Source organism: Flavobacterium sp. LM4 (assembly GCF_002017935.1).
Classification (GTDB): Bacteria; Bacteroidota; Bacteroidia; order Flavobacteriales; family Flavobacteriaceae; genus Flavobacterium; species Flavobacterium chungangense.
The window spans coordinates 1,780,905-1,797,678 of the sequence record NZ_MUFW01000001.1 but is presented as its reverse complement, the minus strand read 5'-3'; the positions used below and the strand labels follow the sequence as shown (position 1 = coordinate 1,797,678).

At 32.7% G+C, this 16,774-nt stretch carries 18 protein-coding genes; 8 read left to right on the top strand and 10 right to left on the bottom strand.

The window, feature by feature from the left end; genetic code table 11:
• Positions 1-384 precede the first annotated feature (384 nt).
• From BXU10_RS08115 to BXU10_RS08105, 3 genes are all read right to left on the bottom strand, one after another.
• Complete coding sequence (locus BXU10_RS08115) at positions 385-915, bottom strand: DUF6646 family protein (protein WP_078226907.1); 531 nt, start codon at positions 913-915, stop codon at positions 385-387.
• 43 nt (positions 916-958) lie between these two features.
• Positions 959-1,684 carry a metallophosphoesterase family protein gene (locus tag BXU10_RS08110; protein ID WP_031454036.1) on the bottom strand — a complete coding sequence of 242 codons (726 nt, stop codon included), beginning with the start codon at positions 1,682-1,684 and terminating at the stop codon, positions 959-961.
• Positions 1,685-1,840: 156 nt separating this feature from the next.
• A complete protein-coding gene (locus tag BXU10_RS08105) occupies positions 1,841-3,037 on the bottom strand; it encodes an aminopeptidase C (protein ID WP_078226906.1) in 1,197 nt (398 codons plus the stop codon).
• A gap of 242 nt (positions 3,038-3,279) precedes the next feature.
• Here BXU10_RS08105 and BXU10_RS08100 point away from each other — a divergent pair, with 242 nt between their 5' ends.
• Both BXU10_RS08100 and BXU10_RS08095 read left to right on the top strand, forming a co-directional pair.
• A complete protein-coding gene (locus BXU10_RS08100) occupies positions 3,280-4,077 on the top strand; it encodes an AraC family transcriptional regulator (protein WP_078226905.1) in 798 nt (265 codons plus the stop codon).
• Positions 4,078-4,155: 78 nt separating this feature from the next.
• A complete protein-coding gene (locus tag BXU10_RS08095; RefSeq protein ID WP_078226904.1) occupies positions 4,156-5,016 on the top strand; it encodes a CPBP family intramembrane glutamic endopeptidase in 861 nt (286 codons plus the stop codon).
• A 159-nt stretch (positions 5,017-5,175) separates the two neighbouring features.
• On the opposite strand, the gene pyk is transcribed toward BXU10_RS08095, so the two are convergent.
• The 5 genes from pyk to BXU10_RS08070 form a co-directional block, all read right to left on the bottom strand.
• On the bottom strand, positions 5,176-6,609 hold the full coding sequence (gene pyk / locus BXU10_RS08090; protein WP_031454032.1) for a pyruvate kinase: 1,434 nt from the start codon (positions 6,607-6,609) through the stop codon (positions 5,176-5,178).
• A 5-nt stretch (positions 6,610-6,614) separates the two neighbouring features.
• Positions 6,615-7,103 carry an IPExxxVDY family protein gene (locus BXU10_RS08085; RefSeq protein ID WP_031454031.1) on the bottom strand — a complete coding sequence of 163 codons (489 nt, stop codon included), beginning with the start codon at positions 7,101-7,103 and terminating at the stop codon, positions 6,615-6,617.
• Between the two features lie 125 nt (positions 7,104-7,228).
• Entirely contained in the window at positions 7,229-7,969 is a 741-nt protein-coding gene (rnc, locus tag BXU10_RS08080; protein WP_078226903.1) for a ribonuclease III, read from the bottom strand.
• Between the two features lie 8 nt (positions 7,970-7,977).
• Positions 7,978-9,231 (bottom strand): beta-ketoacyl-ACP synthase II, encoded by a 1,254-nt coding sequence (fabF, locus tag BXU10_RS08075; RefSeq protein ID WP_078226902.1) that lies wholly within the window; start codon positions 9,229-9,231, stop codon positions 7,978-7,980.
• 178 nt (positions 9,232-9,409) lie between these two features.
• On the bottom strand, positions 9,410-9,646 hold the full coding sequence (locus BXU10_RS08070) for an acyl carrier protein (protein WP_007137004.1): 237 nt from the start codon (positions 9,644-9,646) through the stop codon (positions 9,410-9,412).
• A 175-nt stretch (positions 9,647-9,821) separates the two neighbouring features.
• Between BXU10_RS08070 and purN the strand changes: the two genes are divergently transcribed.
• Positions 9,822-10,385 carry a phosphoribosylglycinamide formyltransferase gene (gene purN, locus BXU10_RS08065; RefSeq protein ID WP_078226901.1) on the top strand — a complete coding sequence of 188 codons (564 nt, stop codon included), beginning with the start codon at positions 9,822-9,824 and terminating at the stop codon, positions 10,383-10,385.
• Positions 10,386-10,464: 79 nt separating this feature from the next.
• Positions 10,465-10,941, top strand: a complete 477-nt coding sequence (gene rnhA / locus BXU10_RS08060) for a ribonuclease HI (protein WP_031454027.1) — start codon at positions 10,465-10,467, stop codon at positions 10,939-10,941.
• 49 nt (positions 10,942-10,990) lie between these two features.
• Here the strand turns inward: rnhA and BXU10_RS08055 are convergent, their stop codons facing one another.
• Positions 10,991-11,341, bottom strand: a complete 351-nt coding sequence (locus BXU10_RS08055; RefSeq protein ID WP_031454026.1) for a DUF6249 domain-containing protein — start codon at positions 11,339-11,341, stop codon at positions 10,991-10,993.
• Positions 11,342-11,676: 335 nt separating this feature from the next.
• Here BXU10_RS08055 and BXU10_RS08050 point away from each other — a divergent pair, with 335 nt between their 5' ends.
• The gene (locus BXU10_RS08050; protein ID WP_078226900.1) at positions 11,677-12,261 is read left to right on the top strand and encodes an RNA polymerase sigma factor; all 585 of its coding nucleotides are present in this window, start codon (positions 11,677-11,679) and stop codon (positions 12,259-12,261) included.
• Positions 12,248-12,643, top strand: coding sequence for a hypothetical protein (locus BXU10_RS08045; protein ID WP_078226899.1), 396 nt, complete (start codon positions 12,248-12,250; stop codon positions 12,641-12,643). Before BXU10_RS08050 ends, BXU10_RS08045 begins: the two co-directional genes overlap by 14 nt.
• A 1-nt stretch (position 12,644) precedes the next feature.
• Here BXU10_RS08045 and BXU10_RS08040 read toward each other — a convergent pair whose 3' ends face one another.
• Complete coding sequence (locus tag BXU10_RS08040; RefSeq protein ID WP_078226898.1) at positions 12,645-13,214, bottom strand: hypothetical protein; 570 nt, start codon at positions 13,212-13,214, stop codon at positions 12,645-12,647.
• Between the two features lie 233 nt (positions 13,215-13,447).
• On the opposite strand from BXU10_RS08040, the gene BXU10_RS08035 reads away from it, so the two are divergent.
• Together BXU10_RS08035 and BXU10_RS08030 are read left to right on the top strand one after the other, a co-directional pair.
• Positions 13,448-14,371, top strand: a complete 924-nt coding sequence (locus BXU10_RS08035; RefSeq protein WP_078226897.1) for a PfkB family carbohydrate kinase — start codon at positions 13,448-13,450, stop codon at positions 14,369-14,371.
• Positions 14,372-14,451: 80 nt separating this feature from the next.
• Positions 14,452-16,350 carry an amidophosphoribosyltransferase gene (locus BXU10_RS08030; RefSeq protein WP_078227943.1) on the top strand — a complete coding sequence of 633 codons (1,899 nt, stop codon included), beginning with the start codon at positions 14,452-14,454 and terminating at the stop codon, positions 16,348-16,350.
• Positions 16,351-16,774 lie beyond the last annotated feature (424 nt).

Sequence of the window (16,774 nt, the reverse complement as noted above, 5' to 3'; positions counted from 1 at the left end):
TAAACTAAATGAAAAGCCCGTAAATAAAGTCATCCCTAATAAAAACTGAATTTTATTTTAAAAATCAGTTTGGAAAATGAAGAAATTCAAACAACAGAATATTCCTATTTATAATTTCGCCTTAAAGCAAATCAATTAAATCATCGTTTTTAAAATATCATTTATAACTTAAGGAATTGATGTCATCCTGAGCGGAGTCGAAGGCTTTTGAACACAAAAGGGCTTCGACTCCGCTCAGGATGACACTATTTTTAATTTAACCTAACGGGTTTTAATTATTTAATTCTAAATCTAACCCGTCTAAGTTTTTGGAAATAAAAAAGGCGACAATTTGAAATTTCAAATTGTCGCCTTTTTATAAGAAAGCTGCTTTTATATTATTCCTTATAAATTAAAGGATGCTCCCAAACTAAAAGTAAACTGATTATTTAAGTGATCAAACATATCATTATCATCACTGTATTTTGCAATTGGAAACCCAAGTTCAGTAAAAACACCAAATCCTTCTGTAAAAAGGTAACGGCCTCCTACGTGACCTCCAAAATTTTTCAGCCCTAAACTTAGTCCGGGATAAATGTCTAATTTTTCATCGACATTAAAAACATTTCCAATATTAGCATTTATTCTGAATTTTGCGTCGAAACGATCTTTAAAATCTGGTTTTACATTATTATATGGAGTTTCACTACCATTATAAAATCCTGAAAATTCGTTTACTCCCAATAAATAAGAACCAACAAAACCATAAGAAAAATTTTCAGCCAAACCAAAATCAACTGAACCCTGAATTCCTGAACCTCCATCCTGAATATTCGCACCTACATTAACTTTTATATCTCCTTTTCCTTTAAAAGCTTCCTGTGCTTGTGTAATTCCGAATAATATCAGAAATAATAATGTGATACCTTTTTTCATAAATCTTAAATATTTTTTATTAGCAAAAATAGAATTTTACAACTTAATTTCTTCCTCTTTCATTAGAATACAATTCGTTTAAAGGTTCACTTTGCCAAAATTCTTTTGTATCCACGTTCATTATAGTCAATGGCCCTTTGAAAGCCGCCCCTGTATCTATATTCCAAACGCATGCTTTATTAACCGGAACTGTTTCTCCAATACGGCTAACCGGAGTATGACCTATAAAAATTTCCTTATATAAGGTAAATCTTTTGGGATAATATAAATCTTCTTTATTCATATTTGGATCTACCGAAAGAGCTGTTTCCCATAAAGTTCTGTCCCAATAAAATAATTTAGGGAAATATTCATAAGCAACACCATTTAAATTCGTAAAACCTGCATGTACGAACAATCGATTTTCTTCATCAAGATGATAATCCTGCAATGATTCTAAAAATTTTATATGTACCTCTTTTTGTTTTTCATTTAATTTTGCATAAGCCAAAACTGTGGCTTCCCCTCCATGCTGATACCATAGTTCATTGTTTTTAGCATTTTTAAGCCATTCTAATAATAACTCATCATGATTACCTCTAATACAAATACAGTTTTGTTTACTTTGAAGATGAATCAAATAATCAATTACCTGTGGAGACTGACTCCAGCCATCAACATAATCTCCAAGAAATATTAAGGTGTCTTTTTCAGTAACTTCAGCTTTTTTCATCACTTGTTCAAGGGCAAGTAAACCACCATGAACGTCGCCAATAACAAATGTTCTCATTTTTAATTATTTAATCCGGAATACAAAAATATAGAAAATGATCTGCTTTAAACATTAACTCGTCAATCTAATTTATATTGCTAATACAAACGTAAATCCCGAGAACCTTATAAATTTGTTTTAGGTTCCCGGGATAATTTAGAATTTTATAAAAAATTAAACTCCAAGTTTTTTTGCAATTTCTATTGGAATTCCTCCTTTGTTAACCATTAAGGCAGTAGTTTTATATTTTACAAAGTTTTTAGTCACAAACAAGAAACCTTTATAGTCATTTGTTTCTCCCCATGAATTTTTTACAATATAATACTCTTTCCCAGTTTGATCTTTTGCCAAACCAATAATATGCATCCCATGATCATCTGTAGTTTGGTAATTATCAAAAGCAGTCTGACGCATTTCCGGAGTGATTTCTGGTTCTACTTTTGGTCCGTTAAACATATCCGCTTTTTCATCAGCCGTCATGTCATCATATTTTTTAGTAGAAACGTAAGCAACACCATTTTTCCAGCTAAAACTTTTCTCACTCACATCAGTTGCCCAGGCTACTGTATAACCCTTCTTTAAAGCATTGTCAATAACATCAGTCATATCATTTACTTTAACATTGTAAACCTGATCAAAAGACCAGTTGTCCGGCACAGCCAAAAGTGTTTTTTGATAATAAGGAGCTGTAGTAAATGATGACATCTCAACATATTCATCCGGATTAATTCCTACCACTTCTTTTGCAAAACTTTGGGGTGTATAGTTTTTTCCTTTGTATGCAAAATTATCCGGAACTTTACCTAAGTAAGAATCAATAACAGCGGCATACGCTTTTTCCCAGCTTGGCGTCAATTGACCATTTGGATTTTTAACAACAGCCGTCAAGACTCCTTCAATAAGAGCTGCCATTTCTGCAAATTTATTTTTATCAGTCCCATAGTTTAGCCCTGTGTAAACTTCTCTTGGAACTGTTCCGTATTTTTTATACATGTTAATTACATCATGCAAAGATCCTCCGTCACCCAAAGTAACAGCTCCATGCATGCGTACATAATTTTTTCCTTTTTCAACATATACATTTCTTGCAGAAAAAATCTGAGACAATTCAACTGGTTGTTTTCCTAAACGAATCATTTCAGATTCCAGAAAAGAATTTGTAGAATAACTCCAGCAAGTTCCCGAAGAGCCTTGTAATTTTACCGAAGTCGTTCCTAAATTAATCACTTCAGTGAACTTAAAATTTTCTTTGCTTTTATCACTTGCATTGAGCTTTAGTGAATTTACTAAAATGTCTTGTGCAAAACCGCCACTGACACCTACCAAAAAAACAGACGCAGCAAAAACTGATTTCATCGTAATTTTATACATAATCAAATGATTTAAATAGTTGACTCATTAGTAGCCCCTATTTTATTTTTGTTACAAATCAATTAAATATTAAGTAAAAAAACTATTATTTTTCAGTTAATATTTATACAATATTTTTATTAAGCAGCCAAACCTTACAAATTCTTCAAAAAGCAATCATTGATCAAAAAAGTGCTTTTTTAATATTTTAATTTCTTAATAAATAGTATTTTTAGTTTATAAATACCATCAACAGTCCACGAATGTACGAACTCGAAAAGGAGAAATATTTAGGCAATACGAAAAACATTTTCAACACCACACAAGGTATTTCAGTGGTCGAAACTGAGTATCAAAATAAAGTTTACGAAGGTTGGCATTCACATAATAATGCACATATTACACTTTTTCTGAAAGGCGGAACAACCGAAAAACGAAAAAATTTTAGTGAAACAGTAGGTTCGGGCTCATTATTATTTTATCACAGTGATGAATTACATCTAAATAAAAATACTCTTTTTCCGTCCAGAAATATTAATATCGAAATTGAAGAAAATTTTCTTAAAAACCTTCAATTAACCGAAAACATTCTCGAAAAAGCAATTCAAAATTCTGTACTTACGAAATTTTTAATTTTGAAAATTTTTAAGGAAACAATCACTGCGGATGCATTTTCCAGCGATAGCATTACGATGTTATTTTCTCAATTATCGAATACTCATAAGCATTTAGACAGATATGAAAAAAGTCCGTATTGGGTAAAAAGCCTAAATGAATTATTAAACGATTGCTGGAATGAGAATCCAAACCTTCATGATCTGGCGCAGGTTTTACAACTAAATCCGATTACGATATCCAAACATTTTCCAAAATATTTTGGGTGCACGCTGGGTGAATATATGCGCCGAATCAAAATAAACCGTTCGCTTTCACTTATACAGTTAAACCAAAGCAATTTAACTGAAATTAGCTTAGAATGTGGGTTTGCTGATCAAAGCCATTTTATCAGAACCTTCAAAAACCTAACCGGATTTTTACCAAAGCAATTCCAAAAACTATAAGGCAGGCAAATTTCATTCTATTTTTTGGTTAAGCATCGATCTACATTTGCTTCAAATTAATACTTAAACCAAATCGAAATGGAAACCCTTACTACAAAACAAAAAATATTTAAATCACCTGTAACCAAGATGATTCTTGCATTGCTTGTTTTTATGACAGTTGTTATTATCGGACAACAGATTGCTTCAAAATTACTTACCTTGACTCCACTAGACAAAGACTATAGAAACCTTTTAAAAGGACTTTTTGTTTCGACATCATGTGTGTTAAGCTATATTCTTTTCTTTAAAAAATACGAAAAAAGAGCTGTAACAGAATTTGCTTCAAAAGGAATTGCAAAAAATCTTATCATTGGAATTTCGGTTGGCTTTATCCTGCAATCGTTAACTATTTTAGTAATTTACCTAAACGGAAGTTATAGTGTTGCGGCTGTAAACCCGGTTTCATTTATCCTGATTCCTTTTGCCATTATGTTTACAGTGGCTATTATAGAAGAAATATTGGTTCGCGGAATTATATTTAGAGTTTTAGAAGAAAAACTGGGAAGCCATATTTCGCTTACCATTTCATCAGTTCTGTTTGGTGTTTTTCATCTGGCAAATCCTCACGGAACTTTGCTTTCGGGAATATGCATAACCACCGCAGGTTTTTTATTTGGAGCTGCTTATATTTACAGTCGCAGTTTATGGCTGCCAATTGCTTTACACTTTGCCTGGAACTTTACACAGTCGGGAATATTTGGCGCCATTACATCAGGAAACGAAAAAACAAATAGCTTACTTGAATCCAAAATACAAGGTCCTGAATATATTACAGGTGGTGAATTTGGCCCTGAAGGATCAATTCAGGCTATTGCCTTCTGTGTGGTTGCAACAATAGCATTTTTAATTTTAATTCATAAAGAAAATAAAATTATTAAACCATCCCGGAAAAGATAGTACTTGTAATTTATGTCTCACAAATTACCTATAACCCCCAGATAATTAAAAATTATCTGGGGGTTATATTTCATCATGTCTAATCTTTTTCCCCAACAAATAAAACAAAAAAATCCACCCGATAATCGGATGGATTTTAAATATCTATTTTGAAAAAAATTATTCTATTTCAGAAACTCTCATGGTATTTACCATTCCTTTATCTTTGATTGGCATCGCAGCAAGATTAATTAAATAATCTCCTTTTACAGCATAACCTTTTTCTACAGCAATTTGATTTACATCAGTTACTGTATCATCAGTACTATTTTCATTATCATAGAAAAATGATTTAACTCCCCATAATAAATTCAATTGTGTTAAAATTCTTCTGTTTGAAGTAAACACTAAAATATGTGCCGATGATGGTCTCCAGGCCGAAATTTGAAAAGCAGTATACCCACTATTTGTCAATGTACAAATGGCTTTTGCCTGAATTGTATTAGCCATTAAAGCCGCTTGTTGGCAAATTGTTTTAGTAATAAAACGTTTTGTTTTTATTTGTGGTGTGTTTTGTGGAACATGAATAAGCGGAGAGTTTTCAACAGCTTCACAAATTTGAGTCATTTTTTGAATTACCTGTACAGGATAGTTTCCTGTAGCAGTTTCTCCTGACAGCATCACCGCATCAGCTCCATCCATTACAGAGTTTGCAACGTCATTCACCTCTGCTCTTGTTGGCGTTAAGCTTGTAATCATTGTTTCCATCATTTGAGTAGCAACGATAACAGGAATTCTGGCAGTTTTAGCTCTTCGAATTAAGTCTTTTTGAACTAATGGTACTTCATGCGCAGGAAGTTCAACTCCTAAATCTCCACGAGCCACCATTAAAGCATCACAATATGCTACAATTCTATCCATGTTCTCTAAAGCTTCCGGCATTTCAATTTTAGCAACGATCGGAATTTTAACATCTGAATGTTTAGCAATTAATTCCTGTAAGTCTTGTAAATCACGAGGCGTTTTTACAAACGAAAGCGCAATCCAGTCTACTTTTTGCTCAATAGCAAAAATAGCATCCGCAATATCTTTTTCTGTTAATGCCGGTAAAGAAATCTTTGTATTTGGAAGATTAACTCCTTTTTTAGATTTTAATTCTCCCCCCTGAATAACTTTAGCAACAACTTCTGTCTTTTTATCCGTTGAAACGATCTCAAAAATAAGTTTCCCATCATCAAGTAAAATACGCTCTCCTTCATTCACATCATTTGGAAAGTTTTGATACTTCATAAATACTCTTTGAGCATTTCCTACAATATCTTCTGCAGTTGTAAAAGTGATTAAATCACCATCATTAACTGTAGTTCCTTCTTCCATTACTCCTACTCTAAGTTTAGGTCCCTGCAAATCTCCTAATATTGCAGTAGTATAACCAAACTCTTCATTTAAGCCTCTAATAATATTAATTTTCTCTTTTACACCTTCATAATCAGCATGCGAAAAATTAACTCTAAATACATTTACACCAGCGTCGATCATATCTTTAATGATCTCTTTCGTTCCACATGCAGGTCCAAGTGTGGCTACAATTTTGGTTTTTTTGTTTGTAAGCATTTTTTTTAAAAAATTAAATTGTTTTTTGATTTTATTTTATTGATATCTACAGCATAAATAGCTGCGATACTCTCAATTGTATTTAGCTTTTGCTGTATTTCTGAAAAGTTTATAGCCTCACCGCTATTATCTATTTTCAGGAAAAAATCTACTTTTTTGAATTCAGGAAGTAAATGAATTGTTGTTGAAACCTCACTATTTTCATTGGAAAACAAATTCTGAAAATCATTCGTACTCACTGAAATGATTTCATTTTTATTCTGAATCAAATTCCATGAAAGGGCTTTGTCGGTGTCATAATAATAGAATCTGGAAAAATTTGTTTCTCCTTCCTTAGTTTGAGCATGGATCTCGTTTTTACTCTTACTTAAGTTTATCGGAAGTTTTTTATTAATAAAATACGCTAATCTATAATCTTCTAAAGAAGTATGGATCGCCATTAAATAATAATCAATTTCGTCAAATTCGTCTAAATCTAATCTATGAATAGCCATTTCATAAAATATCAAGCTGTAAATATACTATTTCTAACGTAGCATCAATAGTTAAGAACAGCATGTTTTTGTTAATTTATAAACGAAAACGTTATAGCATTAGGAATATTACACTACTTTTCGTGTTATTTCTTATCCATTTTTTCCTGAAATGCAAAATATGCACGTTGCGAAGCTTTCTCTTCTGCTTTCTTTTTTGAAGTTGCTCTTGCCCTTGCAATTATTTTATCGTCTATACTTAATTTAACGCCAAACAAACGCTGCCCATCAATTCCGTTATCTTCAAAAATATCATAATGAAAGATTCTCTTCTCTTTTTGACACCATTCGATAACCAGACTTTTATAACTAATTACTTTTCCTTCAAGTCGTGCTATATCAACATAGGGTATAATGACTCTTTTTTGAATAAATTTTTCACAAAAAGAATAGCCCCGATCTAAATAAATAGCACCTATAAGTGCTTCAAAAATATTTCCGTGAATATTTTCACCAAAATGCTGAATAGGCACTTTACTCTCAACAAACCTTACTAAATTTAAATCTTTACCTAGTTCGTTCAAGTGTTCCCTGCTTACAATCTTAGAGCGCATTTTAGTCAAATAACCCTCATCACCGTTGGGTGCCTTATTAAATAAATGTGCAGCAATAACAGAACTTAACATAGCATCACCCAAAAATTCAAGTCTCTCATAATTAATGGGATTTCCGGATTCATCCAATTTATTAGAGGAGCGGTGTGTAAATGCTTTCTTGTAAAACCCTATAGTAATTGGCTGAAAACCAAGAATTTTCTGAATAGTGTCAAAAAAAATCCCGTCTTCTTGAGAACGGGATTTTGAAAATATTTTTTTGATAATATTCATAGACAAAACTAGTCAACTAATTTTTTAAACAATACACAAGCGTTGTGTCCTCCAAAACCGAAAGTGTTACTCATAGCAATATTTACTTCTCTTTTTTGAGGTTTGTTCAAAGTTAGGTTTAATGACGGATCAATATTTTCATCAACAACAGTATGATTAATTGTTGGAGGAACAATACTGTGCTGCATCGCTAAAATAGACGCAATTGCCTCAATAGCACCAGCTGCACCAAGTAAGTGTCCAGTCATTGATTTTGTTGAATTTATGTTGATGTTTTTTGCATGGCTTCCAAACACAGCACTGATCGCTTTTAACTCAGCTACGTCTCCAAGAGGAGTAGAAGTTCCGTGTGTGTTGATATGATCAACATCTTCCGGGTTCATTCCTGCATCTCTTAAAGTATTTTTCATTACTGCAATAACTCCAATTCCTTCAGGATGTGGTGCAGTTAAGTGGTAAGCATCAGATGACATTCCACCTCCTCCAACTTCACAATAAATTTTTGCGCCTCTGGCTTTAGCATGTTCGTATTCTTCAAGAACCAATGCTCCTGCTCCTTCCCCTAAAACAAAACCATCTCTGGTAGCATCAAAAGGTCTGGAAGCCGTTTCCGGGCTTTCGTTTCTTGTAGATAAAGCGTGCATGGAACTAAAACCTCCCATACCTGCAATAGTAACTGCTGCTTCTGAACCTCCTGACACAATAACATCACACATTCCTAAACGAATATAGTTGAAAGCGTCAATTAAAGCATTTGCAGAAGAAGCACAAGCTGAAACAGTTGTATAATTAGGCCCCATATAGCCATTACGCATAGAAATATGCGCTGGCGCAATATCGGCAATCATTTTAGGAATAAAGAAAGGATTGAATTTTGGAGTTCCATCCCCTTTTGCATAATACATTACTTCATCCTGAAAAGTTTCCAAACCTCCAATTCCGGCTCCCCAAATAACTCCAACTCTTTGTTTGTCGACATTTTCGTCTGTTAATCCAGCATCTTTAATAGCTTCATCACTGGCCGCAACTGCATATTGAGCAAATTTATCTAATCTGCGCGATTCCTTGCGGTCCATATAATCTTCAATATTGAAGTTTTTTACTTCGCAGGCAAACTTAGTTTTATGTTTCTCTGTATCATAATACGTAATAGGGGCAGCACCGCTAACTCCATTAATAAGTGCATCCCAATATTCCTGGATATTATTTCCAATAGGAGTAAGAGCACCTAGTCCTGTAACAACAACTCGCTTTAATGCCATAAAAATGTATTTTGTGTCTTTAACAAATAAAACCCATGCTTTCTTAACTATAGTATTTACTTAAGAGCCATGGGCATTACAATATAAATATATCTTTTGATTGTGTACCAATCTAAATTTAAATTTTAAAAAAAATAATAACACCCGGTTTATACCATATAAACCGGGTGTATATTTATTATTTTTTAGCTTCCTCGATATAAGAAATAGCTTGACCAACAGTAGCAATGTTTTCTGCTTGATCGTCCGGAATTTGAATATCAAATTCTTTTTCGAATTCCATAATAAGCTCAACAGTGTCTAATGAGTCAGCTCCTAAATCATTAGTGAAGCTTGCTTCTGTTACAACTTCGTTTTCGTCAACACCTAATTTGTCTACGATAATCGCTTTTACTCTTGATGCAATGTCTGACATAATCTTTAATTTTAGAATTTAATTTGTTGGCAAAAATAAAAAACTTTATTTTAAAACAACTATTTAGTTAATAAATGTGTTACTAATTTATAAAATTAATTTCAAGAAAGGTCTTTTAATACTATTTATTTTGATTTTTTATTCCGTTTTTTGCATTCTCAAAATAAATTTGATTATGAAAAAAATTGTTGTTTTTGCCTCAGGTTCAGGCAGTAATGCAGAAAATATTATCAAACACTTTAAAGAAACTAAAATTGCAAATGTTGTTTCGGTCTTTACAAATAACCCAAATGCAAAAGTTATTCAAAGAGCAAAAAATCATCAAATTCCTGTCGAAATCTTCTCAAAAAACGAACTTTTAGAACGAAATGTATTACAAAAAATACAAGAAATCGACCCGGATCTGATCGTTCTGGCTGGATTTTTATTGAAATTCCCTGAAAACATAATTGAACTGTATCCAAATAAAATTATCAATATTCACCCTGCACTTTTACCTAATTATGGAGGAAAAGGCATGTACGGAATACACATACACAGGGCTATAGTCAATAATAAGGAAAAAGAAACAGGGATTTCTATTCATTATGTAAACGAACATTATGACGAAGGTGCCATTATTTTTCAGGCAAATGTTGCCCTGACCGACCAGGATACTCCTGAAACAGTCGCAGAGAAAATCCATGAATTAGAACAAAAACATTTCCCTGAGATTATTCAAAGGTTATTAAGCGAATAAATACCAATCCAAAATAATTACAACACAAAAAATCAATTTTAGATTAGCTTAATCAATCTGAAATCTGAAATACAAAACAATGACTCACGAAGTACACATATATACAGACGGTGCTGCAAAAGGAAATCCCGGTAATGGCGGCTATGGAGTCGTTATGGAATTAGTTGGAACACCCCATAAAAAAGAGTTTTATGAAGGTTTTCGTTTAACAACAAATAACCGAATGGAACTTTTGGCTGTAATTGTTGGTTTAGAAAAACTGAAAAAGCCAAATATGAAAGTGCTTGTGATTTCAGACTCAAAATATGTTGTCGATTCCGTTGAGAAGAAATGGATTTTAGGCTGGGAAAAAAAGAAATTTGCAGGCAGAAAGAATCCAGATTTATGGAAACGGTTTTTAGTTGTTTATCGCAAACATCAGGTTGATTTTAAATGGATTAAAGGCCATAATAATCATCCTCAAAACGAACGCTGCGATCAATTGGCTGTAATGGCATCGATGCAGCCTAAACTTTCTGTAGACACATATTACGAAACCATTGGATCTAAAGAATAAAAAAACGCATCAAAAATTGATGCGTTTTTTCGTTACTTACTTAATTTTTTTATCCTTCTTTATCAATATCTTTTGCTGTTTTAAAGCCAACCAAAAGTCCAATACCAGCCATTACAAAAATAATTGAAGGGTAAACTGCTCCATCATTTAATGAAGTGTAGGTTGTAATTAATAAAGCAATAAAAATTCCAACACCACTGCCTATTAACAAGAAAGCAAGATTTACAACAAAAATTTTCCAGGCAGAACCGCCTTTCCCTCTTCCTTTTAAAAATATACTGGCATCAACACCTTTTTCGATAAGAGCCAGACGTTCTCTGTTTCTTGTTGAGTAAATAAGATAGACAATCCCAAAGATTGTTGCACAAAAACTAAATGGTACTAATATTTCCGGTCCCATAATTTATATTGTTTTAATTGATTGATACTTCATATGACGATATCCTTTAAATTGAGGTTACATGTTTTGGTGAAAAATTTCAATTTTTAAATTAAAAACTCCAAAACCTGATGATTTTCAGCTAATTTTAAACATCATTAACAAGGATTTAATTTCAAAATACGAGTCGAAATGACAAAACGCATGAACCATTTTATGAATGTAAGTTTTTGTCAAAGTTCAATCCTTAATTATATATGTAAAATATCGAAGTTGAAATTTTGGAAATTTAAAAAACTGGAATTTATTTTTAAAATTCTTGTAACCTAAAAGAACAAATTGTCGTCCTATATAATATGAGTACAATACCTGATCAACATTATATCGATAAAATCCTTCAGGGCGAAACAAGTTCTTTTGCCGTGCTGGTTGACCGTTATAAGGATATGATTTTTACATTGGCCCTCAAAATGGTTAAAAACAGAGAAGAAGCCGAAGAAGTTTCTCAGGACACTTTTATCAAAATATATAATTCACTGAGTAAATTTAAAGGCGATTCTAAATTTTCGACCTGGATTTACAAAATAGCATATAACACCTGTTTAGATCGTCTGAAGAAAAGCAAAAAGGAAGAAAACAATATTTCGATAGATGAATTTTCGGCACACTTAATTAAAACGATGGACAATGCTTTAAGTGCTTTGGAAGAGAAAGAGCGAAAGCAGACGATTCAGAATTGTCTAAATTTATTAACAAGTGATGAGAATTTTCTGCTAACTTTATTTTATTTTGAAGATCAGAGTTTAGAAGAAATAGGTAAAATCATGAATATTAATGCTAATAATGTCAAGGTAAAATTATTTAGAAGCCGACAAAAGTTAGCTGTAATTTTGAAAAAGCAATTAGAACCAGAAATAATAGAATGTTATGAAAGAAAATGATAAAGAAATAGAAAATCTAATTGAGAAAATGATGGCCGAAAACACTTTAGAATCGCCATCTGCCGACTTTACATCCAATTTAATGTCACATATTCTTGTGGCTGAAAAAGCAAAAATTAAGCCTTATAAACCTTTGATTTCCATTTCAACATGGATTTTTATCGGAATTGCTTTGGCTGTTTTGGCTCTTTATAATGTCTTTTTTGCCGGAGCAGAAAATAATATAGAAATTGGAAAAACGTATACCGATAAAATTTCGGCAATTGTTTCCGGGATTCATATTTCTAAAACTACATTGTATGCAATCTTAATTGTTCCTTTTATGATTTTGGTTCAGGTTGGGGTTTTAAAGAATTATTTTGATAAGAAGTATCAGGTGTGAATTATTTAAAAGCACCTTCCCTTTTCCTTATGTAATCTTTTCCGATATAGCAATCCACGCTAACATCATATCTATTTAAAAATAAAAAATATTTTATTGTCGAATACCCACCAGTCTTTATAACTGATTTATTCAGTTCTAGTTCATCTTTTCTAATTGATGGTTTCGAATATTTTTTTAAAAATTTATCAAATCCTAAATCTGAATATTCTTTTTCTATAACTGGGTTGAGTTTAAAACTTGCCAGATAAATTCGCTTTTTAAACAATTCTTTATCCAAAACAAAATTTTTGTTTAGAACTGCGCTTAAAAAATCTTCAAAGGATTTAAATTTTTTAAAATAGTACTCTTTATAAAAAAAGAATAATTCATGATTGTTGGTTTTATAAACTTCATTGTTTTTTGCCAAACCATATAAATCCAAGCCCAAATATATTGATGGTAATAATTCTCCATCTTTATATTCCTGCATAACTGATAATTTTTCAATCATATCTTCAGAAAAATTAGGTTCTTTTTTTTCACAAGAAAACAAAAAGCAAAACAGCAATAAAAGTAAAATTTTCTTCATCGTTAGGATTCATATATAAACAAATCTAACTAAAAACATTTACAAAATATAAGTTGCATTTTAAATTGGGAAAACATATTTTAAGCTTTCTGAAAAAACAATTTTAAACAATTCATTTACAAGAGTTTTACCTCGAAATCGTTGTCGTTTTTTTATGAAAATTTTGAGATTACAAACCTTTGCAATATTGTAACTTATAAAGTATCTTTGCACCTTAATTCGAAATTCATAAAATGAATAAATTATTGATTGTTGGAACGGTTGCTTTCGACGCAATTGAAACTCCTTTCGGAAAAACAGATAAAATATTAGGTGGTGCTGCAACGTACATTGGTTTATCAGCCTCATTTTTCAACCTGCAATCGGCCATTGTTTCTGTAGTTGGTGACGATTTTCCTCAGAAACATTTAGATTTACTAACTTCAAAAAATATCGACATCTCCGGTATCGAAATTGTAAAAGGCGGAAAAACCTTTTTCTGGAGCGGTTTATACCATAACGATCTTAATTCAAGAGACACTTTGGTAACAGAATTAAATGTTTTAGCTGATTTTCAGCCAAAAGTTCCTCAAAACTATAAAGATGCTGATGTTGTAATGTTAGGAAACTTACACCCGTTAGTACAAAGCAGTGTTTTGGATCAAATGGAGAAAAAACCAAAATTAGTGGTTTTAGACACCATGAACTTTTGGATGGACTGCGCTCTTCCGGAATTACTGGAGGTTATCAAACGTGTTGACGTTATTACAATCAATGACGAAGAAGCAAGACAGCTTTCAGGTGAATATTCATTAGTAAAAGCGGCTGCTAAAATTCAGGAAATGGGACCAAAATATGTGGTGATCAAAAAAGGAGAACACGGTGCGCTTTTATTCCACAACAGAGAAGTGTTCTTTGCGCCAGCTTTACCGCTGGAAGAAGTTTTTGATCCAACCGGAGCGGGAGATACTTTCGCTGGCGGATTTTCAGGATTTATTGCGCAAAGTGAAAATATTTCGTTTGGCAACATGAAAAACGCAATTATTTACGGTTCAAATTTAGCTTCATTTTGTGTCGAGAAATTCGGAACTGAGAGGATGGAAACATTAAGCAAGGCCGAAGTAGCGATTCGATTACAGCAATTTAAGTCGTTAACTCAGTTTGACATAGAAATATAATGCTTACTAGCCTCGGTAAAACGGGGCTTTTTTATTACGACAATACAGACAACTTACAACAACACACAAATACAAAAACAATGAGCGACGCTTTAAAACACGAATGTGGTATAGCCTTAGTCAGACTTCTTAAACCGCTTGAATATTACAAAGAAAAATACGGAACTGCTTTTTACGGAATTCAGAAAATGTACCTGATGATGGAAAAACAGCACAACCGTGGTCAGGATGGTGCTGGTTTTGCAAGTATCAAATTAGATGTAGAACCTGGTGAACGTTATATCAGCAGGGTTCGTTCAAACCATTCACAGCCAATCCAGGATGTTTTCAAACAAATCAATGAACGTATCAGTGAGGAACTAAAAGCAAATCCTGAACTGAATGACAATATAAAAGAGCTAAAAGCAAACATACCTTATATAGGAGAATTGTTTTTAGGACACGTTCGTTACGGAACTTTCGGCAAAAACAGCATCGAAAGCGTACACCCCTTTTTACGTCAGAGTAACTGGATGCACCGTAATCTGATTTTGGCAGGAAACTTTAATATGACAAATGTTAAAGAACTCTTTCAAAATCTGGTTGAACTTGGACAACATCCAAAAGAAATGGCTGATACCGTTACTGTCATGGAAAAAATTGGTCACTTTTTAGATAAAGAAGTAATGCAATTGTATCAGGACTGTAAAGCAGAAGGATATTCAAAAAGAGAAGCCTCTCCGGTAATTGCAGAACGCCTGGATCTTGCAAAAATACTAACACGCTCAGCTAAAAATTTAGATGGTGGTTACGCAATGGCTGGTTTATTAGGGCACGGAGACGCATTTGTTTTTAGAGATCCGGCGGGTATTCGTCCGGCCTATTTCTATCAGGATGACGAAGTTGTTGTTGTAGCTTCAGAAAGACCTGTTATTCAAACTGTATTTAATGTTCCGTTTGAAAGCGTTAAGGAAATTGAACCTGGAAATGCCTTAATTATAAAGAAAAGCGGAAAAGTTACCATGAATCAAATTCTGGAACCAACCGTTAAAAAGGCTTGTTCTTTTGAAAGAATCTACTTTTCAAGAGGAAGTGATGCTGAAATTTATCAGGAACGTAAAAATTTAGGAAAATTAATTTTGCCTGCAGTTCTTAAAGCAATTGACAGCGACACAGATAACACCGTTTTCTCTTATATTCCAAATACAGCTGAAACCTCTTTTTACGGATTGGTTGAAGCAGCCCAGGATTTCTTAAACCAAAGAAAGAACAATTATATCTTAGAAAACAGAAATACATTAACCGCTGAGACACTTCAGGAACTTTTAGCCGTAAAAATACGCACAGAGAAAGTGGCCATTAAAGATGCTAAACTTAGAACCTTTATTACAGAAGACAGCAGCCGTGACGATTTAGTAGCTCACGTATATGATGTTACATACGGAGTGATTAAGCCAGAAGATAATTTGGTCATTATTGACGATAGTATTGTTCGTGGTACAACATTAAAAATGAGCATCATTAAAATGATGGATCGTTTAAAACCAAAACGTATTGTAATTGTTTCTTCTGCCCCGCAAATTCGTTATCCGGATTGCTACGGAATTGATATGGCAAAACTGGAAGGCCTTGTTGCTTTTAGAGCGGCTTTGGATTTATTGAAAGAAAGAAATTTATATCATATCGTTGATGAAGTATATGCAAAATGTAAAGCACAGGAAAATTATGTAGATACAGATGTTGTAAATTATGTAACAGCGATTTATGATCAATTTACACCTGAAGAAGTTTCAGACAGAATTGCCGAGATGTTAAGCTCTCCTGAAATCAATGCCGAAGTAAAAATTATCTTCCAAAAAGTAGAAGACTTACACATTGCCTGTCCGAAAAATCTCGGCGATTGGTATTTCACCGGAGAGTATCCAACTCCAGGCGGAAATCGTGTTGTAAATAGAGCATTTATTAACTTTTATGAAGGAAAAAACGCAAGAGCATACTAAATAAAAAGTTAAAAAATGCATTTCATCGGATTTTTATGTATTTCATCCTATATTTTTGGGAAAACTGCAATGCTAATATATCTTTGAAGAACCATAACATTAGTAGGTTAAGTTTATGGTAGATTTGGGGCAAAAAAGGTGGGAGCAATCTCACCTTTTTTATTGGGATAAATTTAAATTTTTAGAAACCAATCAGTTAATCGGATATTATTGCATTTAACCAGAAATATTTGAAATAAATAATATAGTGCCATACATTTGATCTACCATAAAATTAAGTAGGTTAAGTATATGGTAAATTTGGGGCAAAAAAGGCGGAAGAGATTCCGCCTTTTTTATTTAATAAATTCTCCCAAACTGAACATAACAATTTCAGAAACATAAATAAAAAAAATAGACAAACAATCTTTTGATTATCCGTCTA